Below are 25,357 nucleotides of genomic sequence, written 5' to 3'. Positions count from 1 at the left end.
CGTACGTCGAGGGTTCCCACGCGGCCGGGGCGCGCGCACGGACCGCCCGGGCTGCCGGACAGCGGCGGCGCGCCTCAGTCCTCGTCCGCCGCGAGCTGCTCGCGCAGCTCCTCGGCGAGGTGCCGCTCGTCGTCGAGGGCCTCGAGCGCGTCCGCGAGCAGGGGGAGCGCCTCGGCGCCCGCGAGGAACCGGGCCGCCCCGGCGTCGTCGTGCAGCCGCAGCGCGATGTCGGCGCGCAGGACGAGGGCTCGGAAGCGCAGGGGCTCGGAGACGGTGCGGGCACGGACGCCCTCGGCGTCGAACGCGCGGTCGAGGACCCGGGCGGCCCCGGCGGCGTCGCCCGCACCGCGCAGGATCCGCGCGTGCTCGACGGCTCGTGCCAGGTCAGGGGCGGGATCGACGCGCCGGCGAGGCAGGTTCGGCGCGAACGGCTCCCGTCCCGACACGTCCACCTCCCGAGCTGCCCCCACGACCGCTCGACCACCCTAACCCCGGCTCCCGCTGGGCGCCCGAGATGCCCCGAACGCGGAGAACGGGTGGTCACCACCACCGCGGGCACGGCCCGGACGCGGTACGGGCCGACGGCCGAGACCGGCCGTCGACCCGTGCCGCGCGATCGCGGTGTGCCGGTCAGCGCTGCACGCGCGCGCTGCCGCCCGAGGCGAGCTTGCGGACCTCGGCGAGAGACGCCGTCGAGGTGTCGCCCGGCGTCGTCATCGCCAGTGCGCCGTGCGCGGCCCCGTACTCGACCGCCTCGTGGATCGAGCCGAGCTCCATGAGCCCGTACGCGAGGCCCGACGCGAAGGAGTCGCCGCCACCCACGCGGTCGAGGATCTCCAGCCCGGGGCGGTGCGTCGCCTCGGCGAAGCCCTGCACGCGCGACCACGCGATCGCGCCCCAGTCGTTCACGGTCGCCGTCTTCACGCCGCGCAGCGTCGTCGCGATGACCTGGAAGTTGGGGTACTCCTCGGCGGCCCGCGCGATCATCGCGCGGAAGGCCCCGGTGTCGAGGTCGGTGAGGTTCTCGTCGACGCCCTCGACCTCGAAGCCCAGCGAGGCCGTGAAGTCCTCCTCGTTCCCGATCATCACGTCGACGTACCGGGCCAGGCGGCGGTTGACCTCCTGCGCGCGCTCGACGCCGCCGATGCCCGTCCAGAGCGAGGGGCGGTAGTTCAGGTCGTAGGACACGATCGTGCCGTGGCGGCGCGCCGCGGCCATGGCCGCCTCCGCGACGTCGGCGGACGACTCGGACAGCGCGGCGAAGATGCCGCCGGTGTGGAACCAGCGCACGCCGCGGCCGAACACGTCGTCCCAGTCGACGTCCCCGGGCCGGAGCTGGGCGATCGCGGTGTTGCCACGGTCGGAGACGCCGACCGCCCCGCGCACGCCGAACCCGCGCTCGGTGAAGTTGAGGCCGTTGCGCACGGTGCGCCCGATGCCGTCGTACTCGCGCCACTGCACCCAGCGCGTGTCGAGGCCACCGGTGAGCATGAGGTCCTCGACGAGCCGGCCGACCTCGTTGTCCGCGAGCGCGGTGACGACCGCGCCGCGCAGCCCGAAGGCGCGGCGCAGCCCGCGCGCGACGTTGTACTCGCCGCCGCCCTCCCAGGCGTCGAAGCTGCGGGCGGTCTTGATGCGGCGCTCGCCCGGGTCGAGACGGAGCATGACCTCGCCGAGGGCGACGACGTCGTAGGCGCACTCGGCCGTGGGGCGGACGGCGAGCGGGGGCTGGTTCTGCGTCGTGTCCGGCACGGGTCAGGCTCCTTCGGCGGGGTGGGGGGCCGTGGCGGCGAGCTCGACGGCCTCGCGCGTCCGACGGGTGATCTCGGCGGTGTCGCCCGCGCGCACGAGGGCTGCGTCGACCATCCACGAGCCGCCGGCAGCCAGGACGGGGGGCAGCGCGAGGTAGTCGAGCAGGTTGGCGGCGCTCACGCCGCCGGTCGGGACGAAGCGCAGGCCCGGGAAGGGTGCGGAGAAGGCCTTGACCGCCGCGGGGCCGCCGACGACGTTCGCCGGGAAGAGCTTCACGGCGTCGAGGCCCAGGTCGAGCGCCGCGATGACGTCCGAGGGCGTCGCGACGCCGGGCAGGACCGGCACCCCGACCTCCTGCGCGCGGCGCACGACGGCGGCCGAGAGGCCGGGAGAGACGAGGAAGCGGGCGCCGGCCTCGACGGCCTCGTCGACCTGGGCCGCGTTGACGACGGTCCCCGCACCGACGAGCACGTCCGGCGCCTCGCGCGCGATCGCCTCGATCGCGGCGCGGGCACCCGCGGTGCGGAAGGTGACCTCCGCGACGGGAAGGCCGCCGTCGCGCAGCGCGGTCGCGACGAGCACGCCCTGCTCCGCGTCGTCGACGACGACGACCGGCACGACGCGGGCGCGTGCGATCGCCTCCAGGGGTCCGTGGGATGACATCCTCGCTCCGTTTCGCTATGGTGAACGTCTGTTATTCACTACGGAACGCACTCTAGGCGAAGGAGCGACGATGGCGGAAGCCGGGACCACGCCGTCGGGCACCCTGACGGGTGACGAGCACGAGACGACCGGTCCGGGCGGCAGCCCGCTCGGGAGCGTGGACAAGGCGCTGACCGTGCTCGAGGCGCTCGCCGAGGCCGGTCCTGCCGGGGTCGCGCTCGGCGACCTCTCGCGCTCGCTCGGGCTGCACAAGGCCTCGCTGCACCGCACGCTCGCCGCGCTGCGCTACCGCGGCTACGCCGAGCAGGACGCCGCGACGGGCGACTACCGGCTCGGGCCGGCGGCGACCGCCCTCGCGACGGTGTACCTCGGCGAGGAGAACCTGCCCGCCCTCCTGCACCCCGTGCTCGTCGCCGTGTGCCGGGCGACCGACGAGCTCGTCCACCTCGGCGCCCTCGCCGGGACCGAGATCGTCTACCTCGACAAGGTCGAGCCCGCGCGCGCCGTCCGGGTCTGGTCGGCCGTGGGCCGTCGCCGCCCCGCGGCCACCACCGCGCTCGGGCGTGCCCTGCTCGCCCACCGTCCGCTCGACGACGGCGCGCTCGCCTGGTACGCCGCGGCGGCCCCCGCCGAGCACCCCGTCTCGCCCGCCGCGCTCCGCGCGACGTGCGACGCGACGCGGGCGAGCGGGTTCGCGACGGAGACCGAGGAGAACGAGCCGGGCATCAGCTGCGTCGCCCTCCCGATCCTGCGGGGCGGGCAGTCCGTGGCCGCCGTGAGCGTCACCGCACCGGCCGAGCGCCTGGGCGCGCGCCGGCGGCGCGAGATCGAGGCGGCCCTGCGCGACGTCGTCCCGCCCCTGCTGCCCCCGACGCTCGCCGTGCCCGAGGCGGCGCTCGGCCGGCTCGGCGCGCCGGTCGCCGCGGGCACCCGTCGACCGGCGACGGGGCGCGCCCTGTGAGAGAGTTCAACCGCAGCACGACGGAATGACGGAAGGGCCCGCGCGATGACCGTCCTCGTGGCGTACAACGACTCCCCGCAGGGCGAGACCGCGTTCCGTGCGGCGGTCGCCGAGGCGGTCCACCGCTCGACCGCCCTCGCGGTCCTCGTCCTCACCCCGCAGGACGCCGACGCGGGCGTCCCCGCGACCCTCGCGCACCTGCTCGACACGCTCCCCGCCGAGGTCGCCCACCCGGAGATCTCCTACCGCTCGGAGCACCTCGACCCGGCCGAGGCGATCATCGACGCGGCCGAGCGCACCGGCCCCGACCTCGTCGTCGTGGGCGCACGCAAGCGGTCACCGGTCGGCAAGTTCCTCCTCGGCAGCACGACGCAGCGTGTGCTCCTCGACTCGCCCGTCCCGGTGCTCGTCGTCAAGGCGTCCCACTGACGCCGTCCTGACGGGTGCCGCCGCCGCGGCCGCCCGGCCTTCCGGACGGCCGCGTCGCGACCTCCCTCAGCCCTGCGCGACGGCGGCGCGCAGCCCGTCGACGAGCGGCGTCGTCGGGCGGCCGAGCAGCCGCGCGAGCTCGCCCGACGTCTCGCCGAGCAGCCCGGCGCGCGTGTCGCCCTCGAGTGCGACGACGAACCCGGCCGTGCCCTCGTCCAGGCCGATCGCGACGAGACGCGCACGCTGCTCGTCGGGCGACACGCGCCGCAGGGCGACCGGGCGGCCCAGGACCTCCGACGTCGCCGCGGCGAGGTCGTCGAACGTCCACGCGACGTCGCCGCTCAGCTCGTAGACGGTCCCCGCGTGCGCGGAGCCGTCCGCCTGCGCGGCGAGCGCGACGACCGCGGCGGCCTCGGCGTAGTCGGCGCGGCTCGCGCTCGCGACCCGACCGTCGCCGGCGCTCGACACGAGCTCGCCGGACTCGCGGGCGCCCAGCACGTCGCCGACGTAGTTCTCGGTGTACCAGTTGTTGCGCAGGATCGTGGTCGCCACCCCCGAGGCCGCCAGGAGCTCCTCCGTGGCCTTGTGCTCGGGCGCGAGGACGAGTGCGGAGGTCGTCGCGTGCGGGGCGCTGGTGTAGATCACGCGGGAGACGCCGGCCGCGACGGCCGCGTCGACGACGTTGCGGTGCTGCGGGACCCGCTGCCCCACCTCGGAACCCGACACCAGCACGAGGACGTCGACGCCCGCGAGCGCCGCGGCGAGGGTCTCCGGGCGCTCGTAGTCGGCCTCGCGGACCTGGACGCCGCGGTCGGCGAGGTCGGCGACCTTGGCGGTGGTCCGCGCGGTGGCGACCACCTGCGACGGGTCGGCGCCGCGGGCGAGGAGGGACTCGACGACGAGGCGGCCGAGGTGACCGCTGGTTCCGGTGACGGCGATGGACATGCGGGGGCTCCTTCGGTGCGTGGGCACGACCGGGTCGGCCGCGCCGTCCCAGCATGCGCTAACTTTTTGAAAGTGCCAACTGTTTGCCTGTGCGTTCTACATCACAGTGCTGCTTGCCGTCGGGCGCCGTATCCTGGGGCGATGACGACCGACGCCCGTCCCGTGGAGGACCCCGGACCCACCGACGCGATGGTCGCCGACGTCTTCCAGCGCGGCTGCACGTCGCGGCACGTCCTCGAGGCCGTGACCGGGCGGTGGGGCGTGCTCACGGTCGCCGGGCTGCGCGACGGCGCGGTGCGCTTCAACGCGCTGCGGCGCCGCATCGACGGGGTCAGCGAGAAGATGCTCGCCCAGACCCTCCAGTCGCTCGAGCGCGACGGCATCGTCGTGCGCGAGGTGCGCGCGACCATCCCGCCGCACGTCGAGTACTCCCTCACCGACCTCGGGCGCCGCGTCGCCGACAGCCTGACGGGGCTGCTCGACGTCCTCGAGGGCTCGGTCGCGGAGGTGACGGCGTCCCAGCACGCGTACGACGCGCGCCGGGACGCCTGAGGCTCACGTCTGCGAGCGCAGGTACCAGAACACGAGCGCGGCGACGACGAGCAGCCCGGCCAGCACGGCAAGGACGATCTTGCCGACGCTGTACGGGCGCCGCCCGATCACCTGGCCCGTGTTGGCGTTGACCATGACCTGCCACTGCTTGCCCGCGTACACGTACGTCGCGATCCACAGCGGCAGCAGCACGAGCTTGAACATGACGTCCGCGTAGGCGGTGCGGATCGAGCCGACCCGCTGCTCGTCACCGCCGATGTCGCGCTCGACGTCGTCCCGGATGACCGGCGCCATCTTCTGCTGGGCGCGGTCCAGCCCCGCGGGCGGCTCGACGTCGTAGCGCGCCGCCGAGAACCCCGCGAGGTACTCGGCGCGGAACGGCACGGCGTGCCCGAGCGGCCACGGCCCGAGCCTGGACAGGTCCCGCTCGGCGACCTGGGAGGACGCTGGCACCAGGACGTCGTCGAAGTCGCGGGCGACGTGACCGGACACGGGCGTCCAGGCCACGCGCCGCTCCTGGCGTTCCTCGTCGCCGTGCTTGACGGTCACGTAGTAGGCGTCCCCGCGCTGGCCCGAGTACGCCGACGACGTGCGCGCGTCGAACGTCCAGTGCGGCACGTACGAGCCGTGCAGGGACTCCGTGTCCCCGACCTTCTTCAGCTCGCCCGGCGCGAACCAGCGCGAGCGCACCCAGCGCCGGAACGCGTCGCGCGCCTGCGCCTGCTCGACGCCGAACGGCACGACCGCCTCCGGCTGCACCAGGCCGTCGGTCTCGGCCGCGGCGACGAGGTGGCCCCCGCAGAAGCGGCACGCGACCGACAGGTCCGTGCCCTGCGTCGTCGCGCCGCACCCGTCGCACGTGAGGACCCGCGCGTCGAGGATCCCGGCGCGCACGCCGCCCTGCGCGGCGGCCCACGCGTCGAACGAGTGCTCGTCGACGGCGTCGCCCGGTGCGTGCACGATCGCGACCGTCCCGCCGCACGCCACGCACCGCAGGTGCTGCGTCCCCGGCGCGTACGCGAGCTGCGACCCGCACGCCTCGCAGCGCGTGCGGACGAGCTCTCCCTGCGCGTCGCTCACCGTCAGCCCGCCACCGGTCCGGTCGGGTCTCCGGTCGGGGCGCCTGTCGGCGGCAACGGCGGCGGTGTCGCGGCGAACAGCGCCGCGAGCGCGGGCACCTCGCCCGCGGCGGTCCACGCGGCCATGCCCTCCTGCCACACGAGCGACGCGCGCGTCACCTCTCCGGACCGGACGCGGCCCGCGAGGTCCGCCGTCGTGCCGGGACCGGCCTGCGTGCCGCCGACCGCCCAGTACCAGGGCGACTCCGCGGCAGGCAGGGGCGGCGGACCTGCGGGCGGCGTCGGGGCCGGGGTCGGCTGGGGGGCCGCCGTCGTCCCGAGCGACTGCGCGAGCTGCTGCCCCATGGCCGCGCCGAGACCCATGCCGGCGCCGAGCCCCAGCCCGTCGCCCGCGCCTCCGGGGTTGGCCGCGGCGGTCTCGATCGCGTTCGCCGCCTGGAACTTGGTGTACTGGTCGAGGTTCCCGACGACGGCCATCTGCGTCCGCTTGTCGAGAGCCGCCTCGACCTCGGGCGGGAAGGAGACGTTCTCGAGGACGAAGCGCGGCACGGCGATGCCGTACTCCGACAGGTCCTCCGAGAGCTGGCCCGCGAGCCGCGTGGCGATCTCGCGCTGGTTCGCGGCGAGGTCGATCGCCGCGACGCCGGCCTCCGCGAGCGCCGGGCCGAGCTGGCCGACCACGAGGCGGCGGAAGTAGTCGCCGATCTCGTCGGTGCGGAACTGCGGGTCGGTCCCCACGAGCTGGCGGAGCAGCGCCGACGGGTCCACGACCTGCAGCGCGTACGTCCCGAACGCGCGGATGCGGACCGCGCCGAGCTCGGGGTCACGCAGGATCACGGGGTTCTGCGTGCCCCACGTGAGGTCGGTGAACTGGCGCGTCGCGACGAAGTACACCTCCGCCTTGAACGGCGAGCTGAACCCGTACTTCCAGCCCTGGATCGTCGACAGGATCGGCAGGTTCTTGGTCTCGAGCGTGTACGTGCCCGGCCCGAACACGTCGGCGAGCCGGCCCTCGCTCACGAAGACGGCGCTCTGCCCCTCGCGCACGACGAGCTTCGCCTGGTTCTTGATCTCGTTGCCCTGGCGCGGGAAGCGCCAGACCATCGTGTCCCGGCTCTCGTCGAGGAACTCGATGATGTCGATCAGCTGGCCGCGCAGCTTCTCCATGAAGCTCATCCGGACTCCTTCGCTCGTCGTGCGGGACGGCCGCGAGCGCCCGCACGCGCGGGCGCGTCGCCCGCCCTGGCGCGCCGAGCATAGCGGCACCCCTGCCCGCCGATGAAACCCCCAAGGTTTGGTAAAACCGACTGGTTGGCGGCGGGGTCCCGCTCACGCCGTCGAACCCGGGGTCGCTCCCCACGGAGGGGGCCGTCCGGGGAGGACCCCGAGCTCGGCGGCGACCTATCCTGGCCGGGTGCCGAACCCGCCGACGCCCGCGCCCGCGACGCCCACCGTCGCCGTCCTGCTCGCCGCGGGTGCCGGGACCCGGCTCGGGCGCGGGCCCAAGGCGCTGCTCCCCCACCGCGGCGGGACGCTCGTCGAGCACGGGGCCCGGGTGCTGCTCGCGGGCGGGTGCGACGCCGTCGTCGTGGTCCTCGGTGCCGAGGCCGAGCGCGTCCGCTCCGGGTCGAGGCTCGACGACCCCCGGGTCCACGTCGTCGACAACCCCGGGTGGTCGTCCGGCATGGCGTCGTCCCTGCGCGTCGGCGTCGCCGCCGCGCTCGACCTCGCTCCCGCCCGGGTCGTCGTCGCGCACGTGGACCAGCCCGGCGTCGTGCCCGACGACGTCGCGCGCCTCCTCGCCGCCCACCGCCCCGGCCGCGTGGCCGCGTCCCGCTGGGCGACGAGCCCCGGACGTCGAGCACGACCTGGAGGTCGTCCTGAGGCGGAGAACGACCCTCATGTCGTGGTCGGCGTCGAACGGACCCCGCGCTGGGCCCACCCGCTCGTCCTCGACGTCGCGCTCGCCGAGCCCGCCGCGGCGAGCGCCCACGGCGACCACGGCGCCCGCGACTTCCTGCGCGCCCACGCGGACCTGATCGACGTCGTCGACCACCCGGGCGACGGCCGCGACCTCGACACCGAGGCCGACCTCGACCTCCTCCACCCACCCCCCGCCCACCGCTGAGTACGTGAGATGGTCGCGTCCGAGGCCGATCGACGCGACCCCTCCATGCACTCAGCGGATGGTGGTGGCCTTCAGACCCAGGTAGACGCGGTCGCGGGCCAGCGGGAGCTCGGTGAACCGCACGCCCGTCGCGGCGCGGATCGCGTTGGCGAGCGCGGGGGCCACCGGGTTGAACGGGCTCTCGCTCATCGACTTCGCCCCCAGGGGCCCGACCGTGTCCGACGTCCGCGCGAAGTAGACCTCGCTGCGCGGGGTGTCCGCGAAGGTCGGCAGGTGGTACTGGCGGAAGATGTCGGTCGTGACCCGGCCGGTGTCGTCGACGATCACGTTCTCGTAGAGCGCCGCGCCGAGAGCCTGCGCGATGCCACCCTCGACCTGACCGCGGCACTGGCGGGGGTTGACGACCTCGCCGGCGTCGGCGGCCTGGACGGACTGCAGGATGCGGATCTCCCCCGTCCCGCGGTGCACGGCGACGCGGAAGCCGTGGACGTTGAACGCGACGGAGCGCGGGGTGCCGCCCCAGCGCCCCTCGGCGACGAGCTCGATCCCGGCGTCGGTGGCGGCGCGCGCGATGTCGGCCAGCGGCAGGACGGTCGTCGCTCGGTCGCTTCCCGTGCAGTCGACGCCCCCGGGCACGAGCCGGCAGTCGTCCGGCGCCGCGCCGGCCATCCCGGCCGCGACCTTGAGCACCACCTCCGCGAGATCCTGCGCGGCAGCGAGCGACGCCTTGCCCGCGACGACCGTGCCCGTGGACCCGAACGCGCCGGTGTCGTGCTCGAGCAGGTCGGTGTCCGACTGCCGCACGACGACGTCCCCGGCGTCCTGCCCGAGCGCGCTCGCGACGAGCTGGGCGTGGACCGTCGTCGTGCCGTTGCCGAACTCGGCGGTGCCGACCTCGGCCTCCACCACGCCGTCGGCGCGCAGCCGCACGCGCGCGTGGGAGTAGTGCCCGCGCGGCGGCACGGTGTCGATCATCGACAGCGCGGTGCCCTCGCCGACGCCCCACTCGGGGCCGAGGTCGGGCAGCACGTCCGGCCCCGACCCGACGCCCGCCCCGTACGCGGCGACGTCGCGGGCCCGCCCGCGCGCGAGCGCGTCGGCGGCGAGGTCGAGGCACTGGTCGAGTCCGTAGCTGCCGTAGAGCACGTCCTCCTCGGGCGTCGGGCGCGTGGAGAGCATGGGGTCGCCGTCGAGCACGACGTTGCGTCCTCGCAGCTCGAGCGGGTCCATGCCGAGCTGCCGCGCGAGCTCGTCGACCGCCGACTCGACGGCGAAGATCATCTGCGACAGCCCGTAGCCGCGGAACGCGCCCGCGGGCACGGTGTTCGTGTAGACGCAGTGCGCGTCGACCTTCTTGTTCTCGCACCGGTACACCGCGAGCGACTCGCCGCACCCGTGGAACATGACGCCGGGGCCGTGGTTGCCGTACGCGCCGGTGTTGCTGAGCACGTCCAGGTGCAGCGCGGTGAGCGTCCCGTCGCGACGCGCGCCCGCGCGCACCCGGATGCGGAAGGGGTGGCGCGTCGTCGTGCCGACGAACTGCTCGGTGCGCGTGAGCTCGAGCTGGACCGGGCGCCCGAGCCGCAGCGTCGCGAGCGCCGCGACGTCCTCGGTGAGCACCTCCTGCTTGCCGCCGAACCCGCCGCCCACGCGCTCGCAGTGCACGCGCACGCGCTCCGGGTCCAGGTCGAGCACGCGCGCCAGGTGGCGCCGCGCGAGGAACGGCACCTGCGTGGACGACCGCACGACGAGCCGGCCGTCGTCGTCGAGCGACGCGATGGCGCAGTGCGTCTCCAGCGCGGCGTGCTGCACGCGGTGCGTGCGGTACGTGGCCTCGTGCACGACATCGGCCTCCGCCAGACCGCGCTCGACGTCGCCGAGCTCGCTGTGCACCTCGGCGACGACGTTCGCCTCGGGCCGCGAGACGCGCGCGTCGGCGGCGTCCAGCTCGGGGTGGACGAGCGGCGCGCCGGGCGCCATCGCCACCTCCGGGTCGACGACGGCGGGCAGCAGCTCGTACTCGACGCGCACCTGGCGCACGCCCTCCTCGGCCGCCGCGACCGTGTCCGCGACGACGGCCGCGACGCGCTGCCCGACGTGCCGCACGACGTCGTCGAGGACCCGCGTGTCGTCGGGGTCGTCGGTGAACAGCTCGTGCTGCGCAGTCGAGAAGCGGGTCGCGGGCGCGTCCTCGTGGGTGAGCACGGCGTACACGCCCGGCACGGCGAGCGCCGCGGACGCGTCGATCGCGACGACCCGCGCGTGCGCGTGCGGCGACCGGACGAGCTTGAGGTGGAGCAGCCCCGGGTAGTCGGAGGGGTCGACGTCGAGCGTGTACCGCACCGTCCCGGTGACGACGCCGCGCCCGGCCGGCGCGGGCACGTCCCGCCCGAACGCCGAGGTAGAGGCGTGGTCACCCTGGGTAGAGGCGTGGTCGCCGCCCGACGACGCGCGCTCCCCCGTGCCCGGGGCGGTGCCCGTCGTGTCGCCCCGGCCGAGGACGGCGTCCTCGATCGCGCGGTAGCCGGTGCAGCGGCACAGGTTCCCCTTGAGGCTGCGCGGCAGGTTCGCGCGCTGCGCGTCGTCGAACGTCGCGGCGGTCATGATCATCCCCGCCGTGCAGAACCCGCACTGGAAGCCCTGCGCGTCGAGGAACTGCTGCTGCACGGGGTGCAGCGTCTCCTGGGGACCGTGCGGGTCGTGGTCGCACGCGGCGGTCTCCTCGTCCCCGGCACCGCTGCCGTGGCACGCCGTCGCGGCAAGGCCCTGGACGGTCGTCACCTCGTGACCCGCCGCGCGCCGCGCCGGGTAGACGCACGAGTGCACGGGGACGCCGTCGACGTGGACCGTGCACGCGCCGCAGTCGCCTCCGTCGCAGCCCTTCTTCACTCCGAGCGCGCCCTGCTCGCGCAGGTACGTGCGCAGGCACTGGCCCGCGCGCGGCTCGGTCTGCGCCGTGCGGCCGTCGATCGAGACGGGCGGGGTCGGGCGGGGGTCGATCGCGGTCATCGGGGGTCTCCGTCCGTGCCGTCGCCGAGCTCGGCGAGGACGTCGGCGAGGAGCTCGGAGCGGATCTCCTCGCCGAGGCGGTAGGTCATGTCCCGGCGCCATGCCGGCAGCCCGTGGATGTCGTCGTGGTAGAGGTCGACGGGGATCGCGGCGTCGAGCGCGGCGGCGAGCTCGACGGCGGTCGGCAGGGTGTCCGCGGCGAACCGGAGCTGTACGGGCCGGCGCGTGGAGGCCGTCACCGTGAGGACGAACCCTCCCCCGGCGTCCGGCGGGCCGACCCGGCCGATCAGCAGCACGCCCGAGCGGCCGAGGTTCGAGAGGGACAGGCGCCGGAACGCGGTGCGCGACCGCAGCGCGTGGTCGGGCACGCGGATCGCGCGCAGGAGCTCGCCCGGCGCGAGCGTGTTGGCCAGCTCTCCCGTGACGAGCTCGGCGACCGGCTGCTCCCGGCGGGTGCCACCCGGTCCCCAGACCTCGGCGACGCCGTCGAGCGCGGCGGTGAGGGAGATCATCGGTCCCGCCGGGAGGGACGTGCAGACGTTGCCCCCGACGGTCGACGTGTTCCAGATCTTGAAGGACGCGACGAAGCTGTCGCAGCACGGGCGCACGAGGTCCAGCGCTCGCCACCGCCCGCGCACCGGCGCGGCCTGCGCGCTCTCCTCGAAGGCCCACAGCTCGGCGACCGTGCAGGTCGCCGCGATGTCGAGCCCGTCGTCGGTCACGGTGAGCGCGGGCCAGCCGGCGCTCGTCACGTCGAGCAGGCGACGCAGCGTCTGGCTGCCGTACGAGAACAGGACGGTGCCGCCCGCGAGCCAGGCGTCGCCCTCGCGCCAGTCGCCGGGATCGACGGTCGGGACGAGGTCGGTGACGGTGCTCAGGTCCATCAGGAGGCCTCCTCGGGGGTCGGCGCGGCCGTGGCCGCGGGGTGGGGGTCGGACGACGCGGCGGCAGGGTCGGCGTGGATCGGCCCGTCGGTGCCGCTCAGCGGGACGACGGCGGCCCGCCCGTGGCGGGTCGCGACGAGCTCCGCGGTGATCGAGACCGCGACCTCCTCGGGCGTCACCGCCCCGAGGTCCAGGCCGATGGGCGAGCGCAGGCGCGCGAGCGCCGCCTCGGTGACGCCCTCCGCGCGCAGCGCGGCGACGCGCTGCGCGTGCGAGCGGCGCGAGCCCATCGCCCCGACGTACGCGAGCGGCAGGTCGAGCGCGAGGTGCAGGAGCGGCACGTCGAACTTGGCGTCGTGCGTGAGGACCGCGACGGCGGTCCGCGGGTCGACGCGACCGGCGGCGGCCTCGGCGGCGAGGTACCGGTCCGGCCACTCGACGACGACCTCCGCCTCGGGGAACCGGCGCGCGTCGGCGAACACCTCGCGCGCGTCGACCAGCGTCACGCGGTAGCCGAGCAGGCGCACGTGCCGCACGAGCGCTCCGGCGAAGTCGTTGGCCCCGCACACGAGGAACCGCGGTGCGGGCAGGCGGGTCTCGACGAGCAGCGTGACGGGCTCGGTCTCGTCGCACGCGGCCCCGCCGTCGTGCGTCGCTGCGCCGGCCGCTGGGTCGAGCGCCGTGCCGGGCGTCGGGGCCTGCGGCGCTCCGTGCGCCGCGTGGACCGTCGCCGTCCCGCCCGCGCGCAGCACGGCGACCACCTGTGCCGCCGCGGCGTCGAGGGCGGCCGGACCGACCAGGTCGCGCAGCGCCCGGGCGACGCTCCGCTCGTCCGCGGCGCCGGGGTCCTCGACGAGGACCGCGGTGCGCCGCGCCCCGTCGATCCGGCGCACGAGCGCCGCGGCCCCGAGCCCTGCGGCCTCGGCGTCACCGTCGGACGAACCCGTGCCAGGACGCGGCGGGACGCCCGAGCCCGCGCGCGTTCCGCCGGCGGGCGGTGCCGTCAGCGCGACGAGCACGCGGGCGACGTCGTCCCCCGGGAAGACCGGTTGCACGTGGACGTCGAGCGTGCCGCCGCAGCTCAGCCCGACGGCGAACGCGTCGTCGTCGCTGTAGCCGAACGTCTCGCGGTGGCTCGCGCCGGTGGCGATCGCGTCGAGCGCGGCGGCGTGCACCGCGCCCTCGACGCACCCGCCGGACAGGCTGCCGAGGACGGCGCCGTCGGCGCGCACGGCCATCGCGGTGCCGACCGGTCGCGGCACGGAGCCGGACGCCGCGACCACCGTCGCGACGGCGAACGGGGGCTGCCCCGGGCCGAGCCACGGGGCGAGCTGGTCGACGATCTGGAGCATCGTGGGCCTCGCTTCCGCCAGGGTGCCGGCGAACCGGCGTCCTTCCAGTGAACCCTTGCGGTGAGTCCCCTGCGTGTCCGGGGACGCGTCGGCTGTGACGCGCCGGAAACACAGGGCTTGAATCCGCCCTTGGACCGCTCTCCCATCAGAGGAGAACTGTTCCGCTGAATGGAATTCAACTTCCATTCGATGGACTCCACGCTAGCACGCGAGCGGACGTGGGTCACGGGTCCGCGAGCGGGAACGTCTACGATCGGCCCATGACCGCGGTCTCGCTCGGGATGCCCAGGCTGCGCTCGGCCGCGCCCGGCGACGGCTCGCCAGACCTCGACCCGGGTCGCCCGACGACCGACGCGCTCGTCGACCGGTACGGCCGCGTCGCGCGCGACCTGCGGATCTCGATCACCGAGAAGTGCTCGCTGCGCTGCACCTACTGCATGCCCGCGGAGGGCCTCCCCGCGATCCCCCGGGAGGACCTCCTCACGCCCGACGAGATCGGCCGGGTCGTGCGCGTCGCTGTGGGGCGGCTCGGCATCACCGACGTCCGGTTCACGGGCGGGGAGCCGCTCATGCGCCGTGACCTCGCCGACATCCTGCACGCCGCGCGCGCGGCCGCGCCCGACGTGTCGCTCTCGCTGACGACCAACGCGATCGGGCTCGACAAGCGCGTCCACGAGCTCGTCGCCGCCGGTCTCGACCGCGTGAACATCTCGCTCGACTCCGTCGACCGGGCCGACTTCGCGCGCCTCACGCGCCGCGACCGGCTGCCCGACGTGCTCGCCGGGATCCGCGCCGCGCTCGCCGCCGGGCTCGCGCCGGTCAAGCTCAACGCGGTCCTCATGCCCGAGACGCTGGCCGGCGCCGCGGACCTGCTGGCGTTCGCCGTCGACCACGGCTGCCACCTGCGCTTCATCGAGCAGATGCCGCTCGACGCCGACGGGCACTGGACGCGCGACGACCTCGTCTCCGCGACGGACCTCCTCGCCGTGCTCGGGAGCCGCTTCGACCTGCTCGCGGTCGGCCGCGACGACCCGTCCGCGCCCGCCGAGGAGTGGCTCGTCGACGGCGGACCCCAGACCGTCGGCATCATCGCGTCCGTCACGCGCTCGTTCTGCGGCGCGTGCGACCGCACGCGCCTCACCGCCGAGGGCACGGTCCGCTCGTGCCTCTTCGGCGACGACGAGACCGACCTGCGCGCGATCCTGCGCTCCACGGACCTCACCGAGGACGAGCGCGACGACGCCCTCGCCCGCGCGTGGCAGGGCGCCATGTGGCGCAAGCCGCTCGCCCACGGCAGCGACGCCCCGACGCTCGCTGCCGACGCCTTCGCGCCGACGTCGCGCAGCATGGGCGCGATCGGCGGCTGAGCGTCGCGACGGTGGCGCAGATCATAGGGTGAAGCCGGTCACCACGACGCGTCTGCCCAGGTCACGCGGGACGCACCTTCCTACCATGGATGCCGTGACGACGATCTCCCCTGCACCCACGAATCACCCCGCAACCTCCTCCTCCGACGCGACCACGACGCCGGACAACAGCACCTCCGCGCTGCCGATCTACCGCACCGACGAGCGGTCCGGCACCTGGAAGGCCGGGACCAAGAGCGTCCTGGGCGCGACGATCGGCGCCGTCGTCGGGACCGTCGTGCTGAGCTGGTTCGGCCTGGTCCTCGGCACCGCCGTCGGCCTGGGCATCGGCATGCTGCTCGACAACCGCCCGACCGCGCGCTGACCCGACCCCTCCACCCCGGCCCCGCGCGACGAGCGCGAGACCGGGAGCGTCCCGCCCGACATCGTCGTCGCACGGCGGATCCCGCAGCCCGACGCACGAGAGGCGAGAAGTGGCCCCTCCCCGGCCGTTGCCGGGGGCCACTTCTCGCCTCTCGTCGTACGCCGGCGCAGCCGTGAAGCCTGCCGCTACAGCCCGACCCACTCCGAGACGCCGTCGTCGAAGTGCTGCCGCTTCCAGATCGGCACCTCGGCCTTGATGCGCTCGACGAGCAGCGAGCACGCCTCGAACGCCTCGCGGCGGTGACCCGCGGCCGCGGACGCGACGAGCGCGACGTCGCCGATGCCCAGGGTTCCGTACCGGTGGACGGCGGCGACGCGCAGTCCGGTCTCGGCCGCCACACCGGCCACGCACCGCCGGATCACCGCGGTGGCGTCGGGGTGCGCCTCGTAGTCGAGCCGGCTCACGCTGCGGCCGCCGTCGACGTCGCGCACGACCCCGCGGAACGTCACGACGGCGCCGCACTCCGGGCCCGCGACCGCGTCCTCGACGGCGCGCGACACGGCGTCGTCGAGCACGTCCGTCGTCACGCGGCTCACGTCCTCGGACGTCCCACCCTGGGCAGCGCCCGGGGACCCGCCCTGCGTCTCGCTCACAGCTCTCGTACCTCCACCTCGGTCCCGGCGTCCCACTGTGTCACGTCGGCGGGGACGTCCACGAGCACGTCCGCCCGCGCCATCGACGCGACGAGGTGCGACCCCGCTCCCCCGACGACGCGGACCGTGCCGTCGGGTCCGGTCGCGCCGCGCAGCAGCTGTCGCTTCCCCGCGGGCGAGGTCAGCGGCTCGGCGAGGACCGCCGTGCGCACGCGCTCGGCCCCGGGAAGACCCGCCGCCCGCTCGAGCGGCTCGCGCAGGAACATCGCGAACGACACCTGGGCGCTCACCGGGTTGCCGGGGAACGTGAGCACGGGCGTCCCGTGCACGGTGCCGAACCCCTGCGGCCCACCCGGCTGCATCGCGACCGACCGGAACGTGACGGCCGGCGCCACCGGCCGGCCGACCTCCTGGCCCGCGCCCTGGTCAGCGCTCCGACCGTCGACGGCGCCGGAGCCCGCGAGCACGTCCTTGACCACCTCGTACGCACCCTGCGACACACCGCCCGACGTGACGACGAGGTCCGCGACCGCGGTCGCCTCGGCCAGCACGGCGGCGAACCACGCGGCGTCGTCGCCGCAGCGGGCCGTCCGCACGACGTCCCCGCCCGCGCGCCGCACGGCGGCGCCGAGCGCGTCGGCGTTCGCGTCGAAGACCTGCCCGGGCCCCGGCGTCTCCCCGGGGCCCACGAGCTCCGACCCGGTCGACAGGACGGCGACGCGCGGCCGGGCGACCACCCGCATGCTCCCGATCCCGCACGCCGCGGCGGCGGCCAGGTGGTGCGGTGCAAGGACGGTGCCGTCCGGCAGGAGCACGTCCCCGGGCCGGACGTCGGAGCCCGCCTCCCGGACGAAGTCCCCCGCCGACCGCGGGACACGGACCTCGACGGCGTGGCTCGCACCGGGACCGGCAGGGTCGTCGCCCGCCGGACCTGCGGCGTCGGGTGGTGGCGCGCTGGCGAACGTCCCCGCGACGGTGTCCTCGACGGGGACGACGGCGTCCGCGCCGTCGGGCACGGGCGCGCCCGTCATGATGCGGGCCGCGGTGCCCGGCGCGAGCAGTGGAGGGACGCCCGGCGCCGCGGGGATCTCGGCGGCGACGACGAGCCGGACGGGCGCGTCCGCGCGCGCCCCGGCGACGTCCGCGGCCCGGACGGCGTAGCCGTCCATCTGGGAGTTGCGGAACAGCGGGACGGCCACCGGCGCGACGAGGTCGGCCGCGAGGACCCGGCCGAGCGCGTCGGCGAGGACGACGTCCTCGGTGCGCGTGCGCCGTCGGGACGCCTCGACGAGAGGCGCGAGGAGGGCCGCGACGTCCGCGCGGTGCTGGTCGACGCTCACGCGTCCGGTCCCGGCCATGCCTGCCCTCCCACGTCCCGTGCACGCCGACGGGCCACCCGGAGGAGCGGGCGACCCGTCGGCCGTGCGGTCGATGTCGAGGCTCAGCCTCCCACGACCGCGGTCAGGGGACCGCGCACGAAGTACACGACGAACCCGGCCGCCACCACCCACAGCAGCGGGTGGACGTCGCGCGCCTTGCCGCACGCGAACCGCAGCAGGACCCACGTGACGAACCCGATCCCGATGCCGTTCGCGATCGAGTACGTGAGCGGCATGGTCACGATCGTGAGGAAGACCGGCAGCGTGACCGTGAAGTCGGTCAGGTCGATCTCCTTGATCTGGCCCATCATCATCGCGCCCACGACGACGAGCACCGCGCTCGCGACCTCGATCGGCACCACGGCGGTGAGCGGCGTGAGGAACATCGCGACGAGGAACAGCCCGCCGGTGACGACCGACGCGAGACCCGTCCGCGCGCCCTCGCCCACGCCCGCGGCCGAGTCGACGAACACCGTGTTCGACGACGACGACGTCGCGCCGCCCACGACCGCGCCCACGCCCTCGACGACGAGCGCCGACTTGATGCGCGGGAAGTTGCCGTCCGCGTCGGCGAGGCCGCCCTGCTTGGCGAGCCCCGTCATCGTGCCCATCGCGTCGAAGAAGTTCGTGAAGAACAGCGTGAACACGAGCATCGTCGCCGCGAGCGCCCCGATCCGGTCGAACGCGCCGAACGAGAACTGCCCGAACAGGCTGAGGTCCGGCACGGAGACGAGGGAGCTCGGCAGCGTGGGGACGGTGAGGTGCCAGCCGCCGGGGTTGTCGTCGGACGCGGGGCCGAGGTGCAGCACGGACTCGGCGACGATCGCGACGACGGTCGTCGCGACGAGCCCGATGAGCAGGCCGCCCTTGACCTTGCGCGCCACGAGGATGCCCATGGTCAGCAGGCCGACGACGAACACGAGGGTCGGGACCGACGTGATCGACCCGCCGTCGCCGAGCTGGACCGGCGGCCCGCCCGGGGTGCGCGTGACGAACCCGGCGTCGACGAACCCGATGAACGCGATGAACAGGCCGATGCCGACCGTGATCGCGGCCTTGAGCTGGCGCGGGACGGCGTTGAAGATCGCCGACCGCGCGCCCGTCACGGCGAGCAGCACGATGAGCAGGCCGTTGACGAGCACGAGCCCCATCGCCTCGGGCCACGTGACGTCGCCGATGACGGCGACGGCGAGGAACGAGTTGATGCCCAGCCCGGCCGCGAGCGCGAACGGGAGGTTCGCGACGAGGCCGAACAGGATGGTCAGACCACCGGCGGCGAGGCTGGTCATCGCGCCGACCTGCGCCGTCTGGAGCCACCCGCCCGCGACGTCGACGGGCGCGTTCTCGGCGCTCGTCCCGCCGAGGATGAGGGGGTTGAGGATGACGATGTACGCCATCGCGAAGAAGGTCACCAGGCCGCCGCGGAGCTCGCGCCCCGTGGTCGAGCCGCGCTCGGTGATCTTGAAGAAGCGGTCGAGCCGGCCGGTGGCCGTGCTGGTGCCGCGTGCGTCGTCGTTCTCGGCGGTCTCCCGCCGCATGCCGAGGAGGGTCACGTCCTTGTGTCCTTTCGGTGCGAGATCGCGGTGCTGATCGGCGCGCCGGCCGGTCAGTACTCGATCCGGGACTCGAGGACGCGCCACGCGTCGAAGGGCGCGGTGGCGGTGGCCGTGCGCTCGTGCACGACCTGCATGCTCCGGTCGGCGGGGTCGGCGGCGAAGAAGTCGTAGAACTCCGCGTCGTCGAACCCGGCGCTCGCGGCGTCGTGGCGGTCGGCGGCGAAGTACACGGTCTGCACGCGGGCCCAGAGAGCCGACGCGAGGCACATGGGGCACGGCTCGCAGCTCGAGTAGAGCGTCGCGCCGGTGAGATCGAACGTGCCGAGCGCGGCGCACGCGCGCCGGATCGCGGTGACCTCGGCGTGCGCGGTGGGGTCGTTGTCCTGCGTGACCCGGTTGTTGCCCTCGAACACCTGCCCGTCGGCGGTGACGATCACGGCGCCGAAGGGTCCTCCGGCGTTCGCGACGCTGTCGACCGCGAGGGCGACGGCTCGGTCCAGGTGTGCTGCGTCCACGACAAGAGTGTCCATGGTGAGTCTCCACGGTTCGGGCAGCGACGCCGGGTGCTCCGCCTCCGGCTTCCGGCGGGCCGCTGCAGGCGAGTTGGTGCTCTTCCGCCTGGTTGGTAGCTGCCGGTGTCGGATCGATCGCGTCGACCACCGAGCGTGTCGCTCGGCCCGGGCCCGCCGTTGGCACGCACGACGCTAGCAGCGCGTGACCGAGGACACAAGAGATTCGGAAGAACTTTTCCACACTGTGGACAAGGTGGTGGAGAACTCCGCCGCACGCGGCCCGTTGCGGAAGGAACTCCCGCCCGGAAGAGTTGTCCCAGCGCAGGGCCGACCCAGGGTCGGCCCGAAGATCCCCGCTCTCACGTCCGACGCCCGGGGGCGTCGCCCGTCCCCGACCACCCGGAGGCCCCGTGACCGAGCCCGCTCCGCCGTCGTCGTTCCCGATCGTCCGCGTCCCCGCCCGGCCGGGCCCGCCGCTGCGCTTCCAGCTGCGTCCCGTCGCGCCCTCGCTGCGCTCGTTCCTCGCGACCGAGGCGGGCGGTGCCGTGCTGCTGCTCGTCGCGACCGTCGTCGCGCTCGTGTGGGCCAACTCCGCCTGGTCGGGCGCCTACGACGACCTGTGGTCCGCGACCGCGGGCTGGCACGTCGGGCCCTGGTCGTTCGAGATGGACCTGCACCACTGGGTCAACGACGCCGCGATGGCCGTGTTCTTCCTCGTCATCGGGCTCGAGATCAACCGCGAGGTGACGAGCGGCGAGCTGCGCAACCGGCGGACCGTCGCGGTGCCCGCGCTCGGTGCGCTCGGCGGCCTCGCCGTCCCCGCCCTCATCTACGTCGCCTTCAACGCCGGCTCCCCCGCGCAGCACGGCTGGGGCATCGTCATGTCGACCGACACGGCGTTCCTCGTGGGCATCCTCGCCCTGTTCGGACCGCGCTGCCCGGACCAGCTCCGGCTCTTCCTGCTCACGCTGGCCGTCGTGGACGACATCGGCGCCATCACCGTCATGGCGCTCTTCTACACCGACGACCTCTGGCTCCCGGGGCTGCTCGTCGCCGCCGTGCTCGTCGTCGTCATCCTCGCGCTGCGCTGGCTCGGCGTCTGGCGGCTCACCCCGTACGCGCTCGCCGGGATCGCGCTGTGGGGCGCGGTCTACGCGTCCGGCGTCCACGCGACGCTCGCGGGTGTGCTCGTGGGCCTGCTCGTCCCGTCGCGCTCGTCGCGGCCCGTGGACGTCGCCGTCGTGCCGAAGTACGCCAAACGCCTCGCCCAGGAGACGACGGCGGAGCGCGAGCACCTCACCGAGCTCGCCGCACGCGCGGCCGTGCCCACGAGCGAACGCCTCCAGCGCGTCCTGCACCCGTGGAGCGCCTACGTCGTGGTGCCCGTGTTCGGCCTCGCCAACGCGGGCGTGCAGCTCGACGCCGAGTCGCTCCGGACCGCGGCGACGTCGCCCGTGACCATCGGCGTCGCCGTCGCGCTCGTCGTGGGCAACGCCGTCGGCATCTTCGGCGCCGCGACGCTCGCCCTGCGCCTCGGGCTCGGCGACCTCCCCGGTCGCGTGCGCTACTCCCACCTGCTCGGCGGCGCGATCCTCGCCGGCATCGGCTTCACCATCTCGCTCTTCATCGCCGAGCTCGCGTTCGACGACGAGGCGCTCATCGAGCAGGCCAAGATCGGCATCCTCGCCGGCTCGCTCGTCGCGGCCGTGCTCGGCTCCCTCGCGCTGCGGTTCGTCGGCGAGCGCTGGCCCCTGTGCTCCCCCGGCGCCGACGGCCCCCCGCCCGAGCTCCCGCCCCTCCCCTGGCACCCACCCACGACCGCCTGAGCACCCCAGCCCTCGTCGAGACAGAACCCTGGTCCACCGAGGCAGAAGGTTCTACCTCGACGGGGCGGCGGCCTCGATCGCGGTGCGGAGGCCGTCGGCGGTGACGCGGCCGCGGTAGCGGACGCCGTTGACGAACAGGGTCGGCGTGCCCTGGACGCCCGCGGCGAGAGCGTCGGCGTAGTCGCGCCGCACGGGCGCGGCGTGCTGCTGCGCGGCGTCCCCCACGACGGACGCGCCGTCGAGGCCGAGCTCCTCGGCGCGGTCGGCCAGGCCGGCCTCGCCGAGCTGGTCCTGGTGCTCGAACAGCGCGGCCTGCATCTCCCAGAACCGCCCCTGCGCCGCGGCGGCCTCGACCGCGAGCGCCGCGGAGAGCGCGTGGGGGTGGATCTCGAAGAGCGGGAAGTGCCGGAACACGAGGCGCACCTGACCGCCGGACGACTCGACGACCTGTCGGAGCACGGGCGCGGCGGCGGCGCAGTACGGGCACTCGAGGTCGCCGAACTCGACGATCGTGACCGGCGCGTCCGGGTTGCCGAGCACGTGCGCGTCGGCGGGGACGAGCTGGTCGGCCGGGATCGGGACTGCGGTCTGCTCGCTCACGTCGCCCAGCATGGCACGGGGTCGGCGCGTCGCACCCGGCGAACGGACGACGTCGTCCCCCGCAGCCACGCGAGCGTCGCAGGGTGTCCGCGGCCGGGCTGTCGTCGGCCGTGCGCGACCGCTCGCTCCCTACGCGAGGACCAGCGGCCGGTCCTCCCTCGTGCCGCCCGGGATCGGCTCGACGAGGTGCTCCAGGCCGGGCCCGGCGCTCTCGCGCCACCACGTGACGTTCCGGGCGTGACGCGCGTACTCGGAGGACGGGTCGGCCGTGAGGTACGCCGCGGTCTGGGCGAGGTACACGGCGTCGACGGTGTCGGGCGGCGTCGGGACGCCGGCCAGGACGCGCCGGTCGCCGCGGAAGCGCGGGCGCGGGTGCATGCGCTTGAGGAGGTTGAGCGCGCCGAACAGCAGGCCGGGCCGGAACCGGCACACGAACTCGTCCTCGTGGTGGAGCTGGGCGAACAGCCGGTCCTCGTCGAACGTGAGCCCGCGCGCGATCGCCTCGCCGACCATCCACAGGAGCGCGGTGTCGGAGAGCGCGCGGGCCCGGGCCCCGCCCCCGACGTCGCTGTGCCCGCCGGGGAACCACACCTGCTTGACCCGGGCCGCCATGGCGACGGGGACGTCCCAGAGGCAGGGCTCGAACGTGATGCGGCGGTCGTCGATCGCGAGAGCCTGCCGGGCGCACTCGACGTCGGTCGACAGGCGCAGGTCGTGGAACCGGCTGCGGCGGCGCGACAGCCCGGGGACCCCGAGCGCGCCGACGGTGTCGAACACCCCGAGGAACGCGACCGGGACGTGGTCGTGGCAGTGCTCGGCGCGGAACGCGGCGGCCTGCTCCGACCGCTGGGCGGCGTCGCGCACGCGGTAGATCCGCTCGGCGTCGCACAGGTGGTCGCGCGCGAGGGAGTCCTGGGTGAGCAGGCCGACGGTCGCGACCATGCCGACGATGCTGCGGGCCGTGTACGCGCCGCGGCTGAAGCCGAACACGTAGATCTCGTCGCCGGGCTCGTAGTTGAGCGCGAGGTGGCGGTAGCCGGCGACGACGTTGCGCGTCAGCCCGTACCCGAACGCCCCGCCGAGCAGGCGGTCGACGAGGTAGCCCTGCGCCCCGACCCCCTCGACGGAGAACACCATCTGCTGCACGCCGTCCGGTCCGATGCCGGTGCGGACCGAGCGCGCGATCTTCTCGATGTTCGACACGCTCGCGTTCACCGGCGAGTTCCACGTGCCGTCGCAGCACAGCACCAGCCGCTTCATGGCCCCTCCCCACCTCGCCCCGGCACCGTCACCGGGATCACCATCTGGGGAGGGTCCGGCGGGGATCGTGATACTTCGGTGAGCGTGTCCACGCTCACCCGGCGTACGGTCTCAGGGCACCTGCGGGGTGGCGTAGGTTCTGGCGGTGTGACCGTCACGAGCACCCCACCCTCCACCGACCCCTCGGGCTACCCGACCGGGCGGGAGCGGCGGCACGCCCGGGGGACGCGCCGGCACCGCGGCGCGTGGGTCGCGGTCGTCGTGACGCTGGCGCTCCTCCTCGGCGCCGGCGGCGGCGGGCTGGTCTGGTACCGGGGGTCGACGTACGACGACCTGGCCGCGCAGACCACCACCGCGCAGGCGCTGCTCACGACGTCCGACGGGAAGGTCGCCGACCCCGCCGTCCGGGACGACCTCGCCGCCGAGGTCGACGACGCGCGCGACCTCCTCGGGGCGTCCTTCCTCGACCGGATGACGACCGGCACGACGGGTGCGACCGCGTCGCTGGAGCAGGCGTCGCGGGCCGTGCACGCCTCGATGCTGGACCACGCGCGGGCCGAGGTCGAGGCGGCCCGGACGAGCCTCGCGCCCGTCCAGGAGCAGGGCGAGAAGATCTACGCCGCCACGGAGGGCCTGGGCGCCGACGAGGCGGTGCGCACGCGGCTCCGGGAGGCGCTCGACGCGGCCGCGACGACGTCGGAGACGGCCGGGAGCGGTGCGTCAGCCGACGACCTCGCCGCGCTGGGGCAGGCCGTGCTCGACCTGGAGGCGGACCTGGCGACCGTGGCCACGTCCACGGAGGAGATGTCGACCGCGCAGGACGCCGTCTCCTGCCCCGCGCCGGACCAGGTGTGGGACCCGGACGGCGGTCGCGTGCCCGACTCCGCCCTGGCCGCGATCCCGTGGTCGCCGTCGGACCGCGTGCGTGCCGACGTGCTCGACGGCCTCGTCGCCCTCGACGCGGCCTACGCCGAGCGGTTCGGCGTGCACCTGACGATCAACTCCTCCTACCGCACGTACGAGGAGCAGGCGGGCCTCTACGACCCGTCGTCGCCGATCGCCGCGCCGCCCGGCTGCTCGAACCACGGTCTGGGGTTCGCCGTCGACCTGGGTGGCGGCGTGCAGGCGTTCGGCACGCCCCAGTACGACTGGCTCAAGCAGAACGCCGAGGCCTTCGGCTGGACGCACCCCGACTTCGCCGAGCCGGACGGGCGCGTTCCCGAGCCGTGGCACTGGGAGTCGGTCCTGGCCCGCGCGGACTCCTGAACCGCCGCCCGTCCCGGCGTCAGCCCCCGCCCGGGTCGACGTCCACCCGGGTGACGTGGCCCGGCGTCGGGCCGTCGCGCAGCCACGCCACGAGCCGGTCGACGGCGTCCCGCGGCCCGGTGGCGACCACCTCGACCGTGCCGTCGGGACGGTTCGTCGCCGCCCCGTCGAGTCCCAGCACGGCGAGCCGCTCGCGCGTCGCCCAGCGGAACCCGACGCCCTGCACGCGCCCGTGCACGACGACTCGCAGGGCCACCGGCGCGTCGGGTGCCCCCGTCACAGGTGCACGTGCGCCGGGACGCCCGTCGACGACTCGATGTCCGACTCGGCGTCGTCCAGCAGCCGGTCCGCGAGCCGCCGCAGCGCGCGCCCGACCGCGATCTCGTCGCCGATGAGCGGGACGTCCAGGTCGTGCGGGTCCCGGCGTGCGCGCCCGACCGTCCGGACGTGGCCGGGCGCCTCCGCGACCAGCACGGCCTCCGCCGTCGTCCGACCCTCCGACTCGACGACGCTCACCTGCACGCGCCACACCTTCGTCGTGCCGGTCCCGCCCCCGGTCTCCGCCCCGGGGACGTGCTCGACGTAGCTGTCCGACCCCGGGTAGACGAGCGTGCGCTCCCCCGTGTCGGTCCACTCGACGAGGTACGGGGGTGACCCGTCCTCGTGCCGCAGCTCGACCACCACCCCGTCGCGCACCGCTCCGCCGACGACCCCCGAGGCGGTCACGATCCTGTCCCCGACCGATGCCCTCATGGCTCCTCCTCGTGCCGCACCGCTCTTCCATCATGCGACCGGCGCGTGCGCCCTGCACCCCCGGGCC

25 protein-coding genes are annotated in these 25,357 nt (G+C 75.0%); 8 read left to right on the top strand and 17 right to left on the bottom strand.

All coding sequences use genetic code 11. The features are described 5' to 3' along the window. Positions 1 to 74 precede the first annotated feature (74 nt). The 3 genes from NF338_RS16800 to eda form a co-directional block, all read right to left on the bottom strand. The gene (locus tag NF338_RS16800) at positions 75 to 446 is read right to left on the bottom strand and encodes a hypothetical protein (protein ID WP_264031838.1); all 372 of its coding nucleotides are present in this window, start codon (positions 444 to 446) and stop codon (positions 75 to 77) included. A 184-nt stretch (positions 447 to 630) separates the two neighbouring features. After that, positions 631 to 1,752, bottom strand: coding sequence for a sugar kinase (locus NF338_RS16795; RefSeq protein ID WP_264031837.1), 1,122 nt, complete (start codon positions 1,750 to 1,752; stop codon positions 631 to 633). Between the two features lie 3 nt (positions 1,753 to 1,755). Further along, entirely contained in the window at positions 1,756 to 2,415 is a 660-nt protein-coding gene (eda, locus tag NF338_RS16790) for a bifunctional 4-hydroxy-2-oxoglutarate aldolase/2-dehydro-3-deoxy-phosphogluconate aldolase (protein ID WP_264031836.1), read from the bottom strand. Between the two features lie 70 nt (positions 2,416 to 2,485). Here eda and NF338_RS16785 point away from each other — a divergent pair, with 70 nt between their 5' ends. Then, a complete protein-coding gene (locus NF338_RS16785; protein ID WP_264031835.1) occupies positions 2,486 to 3,376 on the top strand; it encodes an IclR family transcriptional regulator in 891 nt (296 codons plus the stop codon). 45 nt (positions 3,377 to 3,421) lie between these two features. Further along, positions 3,422 to 3,805 (top strand): universal stress protein, encoded by a 384-nt coding sequence (locus NF338_RS16780; RefSeq protein ID WP_087471473.1) that lies wholly within the window; start codon positions 3,422 to 3,424, stop codon positions 3,803 to 3,805. A 66-nt stretch (positions 3,806 to 3,871) separates the two neighbouring features. Here NF338_RS16780 and NF338_RS16775 read toward each other — a convergent pair whose 3' ends face one another. After that, positions 3,872 to 4,750 carry an SDR family oxidoreductase gene (locus NF338_RS16775; protein WP_264031834.1) on the bottom strand — a complete coding sequence of 293 codons (879 nt, stop codon included), beginning with the start codon at positions 4,748 to 4,750 and terminating at the stop codon, positions 3,872 to 3,874. A 141-nt stretch (positions 4,751 to 4,891) separates the two neighbouring features. On the opposite strand from NF338_RS16775, the gene NF338_RS16770 reads away from it, so the two are divergent. Next, positions 4,892 to 5,302 (top strand): winged helix-turn-helix transcriptional regulator, encoded by a 411-nt coding sequence (locus NF338_RS16770; protein ID WP_264031833.1) that lies wholly within the window; start codon positions 4,892 to 4,894, stop codon positions 5,300 to 5,302. A gap of 3 nt (positions 5,303 to 5,305) precedes the next feature. On the opposite strand, the gene NF338_RS16765 is transcribed toward NF338_RS16770, so the two are convergent. Together NF338_RS16765 and NF338_RS16760 are read right to left on the bottom strand one after the other, a co-directional pair. Then, entirely contained in the window at positions 5,306 to 6,382 is a 1,077-nt protein-coding gene (locus NF338_RS16765) for a hypothetical protein (RefSeq protein ID WP_264031832.1), read from the bottom strand. A gap of 2 nt (positions 6,383 to 6,384) precedes the next feature. Then, positions 6,385 to 7,557, bottom strand: coding sequence for an SPFH domain-containing protein (locus NF338_RS16760; protein ID WP_264031831.1), 1,173 nt, complete (start codon positions 7,555 to 7,557; stop codon positions 6,385 to 6,387). Between the two features lie 238 nt (positions 7,558 to 7,795). On the opposite strand from NF338_RS16760, the gene NF338_RS16755 reads away from it, so the two are divergent. Next, positions 7,796 to 8,509 (top strand): NTP transferase domain-containing protein, encoded by a 714-nt coding sequence (locus tag NF338_RS16755; protein ID WP_264031830.1) that lies wholly within the window; start codon positions 7,796 to 7,798, stop codon positions 8,507 to 8,509. Positions 8,510 to 8,560: 51 nt separating this feature from the next. Here the strand turns inward: NF338_RS16755 and NF338_RS16750 are convergent, their stop codons facing one another. Genes NF338_RS16750 through NF338_RS16740 form a run of 3 tightly spaced genes read right to left on the bottom strand, consistent with a single transcriptional unit; the run spans position 8,561 to position 13,754 of the window. Then, positions 8,561 to 11,518 carry a molybdopterin-dependent oxidoreductase gene (locus tag NF338_RS16750; protein ID WP_264031829.1) on the bottom strand — a complete coding sequence of 986 codons (2,958 nt, stop codon included), beginning with the start codon at positions 11,516 to 11,518 and terminating at the stop codon, positions 8,561 to 8,563. Next, on the bottom strand, positions 11,515 to 12,402 hold the full coding sequence (locus tag NF338_RS16745; protein ID WP_264031828.1) for an FAD binding domain-containing protein: 888 nt from the start codon (positions 12,400 to 12,402) through the stop codon (positions 11,515 to 11,517). The genes NF338_RS16750 and NF338_RS16745 overlap by 4 nt, the downstream gene beginning before the upstream one ends. Continuing rightward, positions 12,402 to 13,754: an XdhC family protein gene (locus NF338_RS16740; RefSeq protein ID WP_264031827.1), complete on the bottom strand. Its 1,353-nt coding sequence runs from the start codon at positions 13,752 to 13,754 to the stop codon at positions 12,402 to 12,404. Before NF338_RS16740 ends, NF338_RS16745 begins: the two co-directional genes overlap by 1 nt. A 260-nt stretch (positions 13,755 to 14,014) precedes the next feature. On the opposite strand from NF338_RS16740, the gene moaA reads away from it, so the two are divergent. Beyond that, positions 14,015 to 15,121 (top strand): GTP 3',8-cyclase MoaA, encoded by a 1,107-nt coding sequence (gene moaA / locus NF338_RS16735; protein ID WP_264031826.1) that lies wholly within the window; start codon positions 14,015 to 14,017, stop codon positions 15,119 to 15,121. Between the two features lie 94 nt (positions 15,122 to 15,215). After that, positions 15,216 to 15,485: a DUF456 domain-containing protein gene (locus NF338_RS16730; RefSeq protein ID WP_264031825.1), complete on the top strand. Its 270-nt coding sequence runs from the start codon at positions 15,216 to 15,218 to the stop codon at positions 15,483 to 15,485. A 185-nt stretch (positions 15,486 to 15,670) separates the two neighbouring features. Here NF338_RS16730 and NF338_RS16725 read toward each other — a convergent pair whose 3' ends face one another. From NF338_RS16725 to NF338_RS16710, 4 genes are all read right to left on the bottom strand, one after another. Continuing rightward, positions 15,671 to 16,138 carry a molybdenum cofactor biosynthesis protein MoaE gene (locus NF338_RS16725; protein WP_264031824.1) on the bottom strand — a complete coding sequence of 156 codons (468 nt, stop codon included), beginning with the start codon at positions 16,136 to 16,138 and terminating at the stop codon, positions 15,671 to 15,673. Next, positions 16,135 to 17,496 carry a gephyrin-like molybdotransferase Glp gene (gene glp / locus NF338_RS16720; RefSeq protein WP_264031823.1) on the bottom strand — a complete coding sequence of 454 codons (1,362 nt, stop codon included), beginning with the start codon at positions 17,494 to 17,496 and terminating at the stop codon, positions 16,135 to 16,137. Before glp ends, NF338_RS16725 begins: the two co-directional genes overlap by 4 nt. 83 nt (positions 17,497 to 17,579) lie before the next feature. Continuing rightward, on the bottom strand, positions 17,580 to 19,055 hold the full coding sequence (locus tag NF338_RS16715) for an NCS2 family permease (RefSeq protein WP_264031950.1): 1,476 nt from the start codon (positions 19,053 to 19,055) through the stop codon (positions 17,580 to 17,582). 68 nt (positions 19,056 to 19,123) lie between these two features. Next, a complete protein-coding gene (locus NF338_RS16710; RefSeq protein ID WP_264031822.1) occupies positions 19,124 to 19,603 on the bottom strand; it encodes a nucleoside deaminase in 480 nt (159 codons plus the stop codon). A 392-nt stretch (positions 19,604 to 19,995) separates the two neighbouring features. On the opposite strand from NF338_RS16710, the gene nhaA reads away from it, so the two are divergent. Further along, positions 19,996 to 21,411: a Na+/H+ antiporter NhaA gene (gene nhaA / locus NF338_RS16705; protein WP_264031821.1), complete on the top strand. Its 1,416-nt coding sequence runs from the start codon at positions 19,996 to 19,998 to the stop codon at positions 21,409 to 21,411. A 51-nt stretch (positions 21,412 to 21,462) separates the two neighbouring features. On the opposite strand, the gene NF338_RS16700 is transcribed toward nhaA, so the two are convergent. Then, positions 21,463 to 22,011 (bottom strand): DsbA family protein, encoded by a 549-nt coding sequence (locus NF338_RS16700; RefSeq protein ID WP_264031820.1) that lies wholly within the window; start codon positions 22,009 to 22,011, stop codon positions 21,463 to 21,465. A 129-nt stretch (positions 22,012 to 22,140) separates the two neighbouring features. Further along, on the bottom strand, positions 22,141 to 23,271 hold the full coding sequence (locus tag NF338_RS16695; protein ID WP_264031819.1) for a DUF2235 domain-containing protein: 1,131 nt from the start codon (positions 23,269 to 23,271) through the stop codon (positions 22,141 to 22,143). A 147-nt stretch (positions 23,272 to 23,418) separates the two neighbouring features. On the opposite strand from NF338_RS16695, the gene NF338_RS16690 reads away from it, so the two are divergent. Further along, on the top strand, positions 23,419 to 24,537 hold the full coding sequence (locus NF338_RS16690) for a M15 family metallopeptidase (RefSeq protein ID WP_264031818.1): 1,119 nt from the start codon (positions 23,419 to 23,421) through the stop codon (positions 24,535 to 24,537). Between the two features lie 19 nt (positions 24,538 to 24,556). Here NF338_RS16690 and NF338_RS16685 read toward each other — a convergent pair whose 3' ends face one another. After that, on the bottom strand, positions 24,557 to 24,817 hold the full coding sequence (locus tag NF338_RS16685; protein WP_264031817.1) for an acylphosphatase: 261 nt from the start codon (positions 24,815 to 24,817) through the stop codon (positions 24,557 to 24,559). Continuing rightward, positions 24,814 to 25,290 (bottom strand): dsRBD fold-containing protein, encoded by a 477-nt coding sequence (locus NF338_RS16680; RefSeq protein ID WP_204540486.1) that lies wholly within the window; start codon positions 25,288 to 25,290, stop codon positions 24,814 to 24,816. The genes NF338_RS16685 and NF338_RS16680 overlap by 4 nt, the downstream gene beginning before the upstream one ends. Positions 25,291 to 25,357 lie beyond the last annotated feature (67 nt).

It is taken from the genome of Cellulosimicrobium sp. SH8 (assembly GCF_025818875.1).
Lineage (GTDB): Bacteria > Actinomycetota > Actinomycetes > Actinomycetales > Cellulomonadaceae > Cellulosimicrobium > Cellulosimicrobium cellulans_D.
Note: the sequence above shows the minus strand (reverse complement) of the source record. Positions and strands in the feature narration are given on the sequence as shown.

Excerpts from the sequence above, each read along its gene's own strand:
- NF338_RS16715 (WP_264031950.1), bottom strand. The coding sequence starts at position 19,055 with ATGCGGCGGGAGACCGCCGAGAACGACGACGCACGCGGCACCAGCACG.
- NF338_RS16775 (WP_264031834.1), bottom strand. The coding sequence starts at position 4,750 with ATGTCCATCGCCGTCACCGGAACCAGCGGTCACCTCGGCCGCCTCGTC.
- moaA (WP_264031826.1), top strand. The coding sequence starts at position 14,015 with ATGACCGCGGTCTCGCTCGGGATGCCCAGGCTGCGCTCGGCCGCGCCC.
- NF338_RS16785 (WP_264031835.1), top strand. The coding sequence starts at position 2,486 with ATGGCGGAAGCCGGGACCACGCCGTCGGGCACCCTGACGGGTGACGAG.
- NF338_RS16750 (WP_264031829.1), bottom strand. The coding sequence starts at position 11,518 with ATGACCGCGATCGACCCCCGCCCGACCCCGCCCGTCTCGATCGACGGC.
- NF338_RS16680 (WP_204540486.1), bottom strand. The coding sequence starts at position 25,290 with ATGAGGGCATCGGTCGGGGACAGGATCGTGACCGCCTCGGGGGTCGTC.
- NF338_RS16745 (WP_264031828.1), bottom strand. The coding sequence starts at position 12,402 with ATGGACCTGAGCACCGTCACCGACCTCGTCCCGACCGTCGATCCCGGC.
- NF338_RS16710 (WP_264031822.1), bottom strand. The coding sequence starts at position 19,603 with ATGGACACTCTTGTCGTGGACGCAGCACACCTGGACCGAGCCGTCGCC.
- NF338_RS16760 (WP_264031831.1), bottom strand. The coding sequence starts at position 7,557 with ATGAGCTTCATGGAGAAGCTGCGCGGCCAGCTGATCGACATCATCGAG.
- NF338_RS16695 (WP_264031819.1), bottom strand. The coding sequence starts at position 23,271 with ATGAAGCGGCTGGTGCTGTGCTGCGACGGCACGTGGAACTCGCCGGTG.
- NF338_RS16770 (WP_264031833.1), top strand. The coding sequence starts at position 4,892 with ATGACGACCGACGCCCGTCCCGTGGAGGACCCCGGACCCACCGACGCG.
- NF338_RS16780 (WP_087471473.1), top strand. The coding sequence starts at position 3,422 with ATGACCGTCCTCGTGGCGTACAACGACTCCCCGCAGGGCGAGACCGCG.
- NF338_RS16740 (WP_264031827.1), bottom strand. The coding sequence starts at position 13,754 with ATGCTCCAGATCGTCGACCAGCTCGCCCCGTGGCTCGGCCCGGGGCAG.
- glp (WP_264031823.1), bottom strand. The coding sequence starts at position 17,496 with ATGGCCGGGACCGGACGCGTGAGCGTCGACCAGCACCGCGCGGACGTC.
- eda (WP_264031836.1), bottom strand. The coding sequence starts at position 2,415 with ATGTCATCCCACGGACCCCTGGAGGCGATCGCACGCGCCCGCGTCGTG.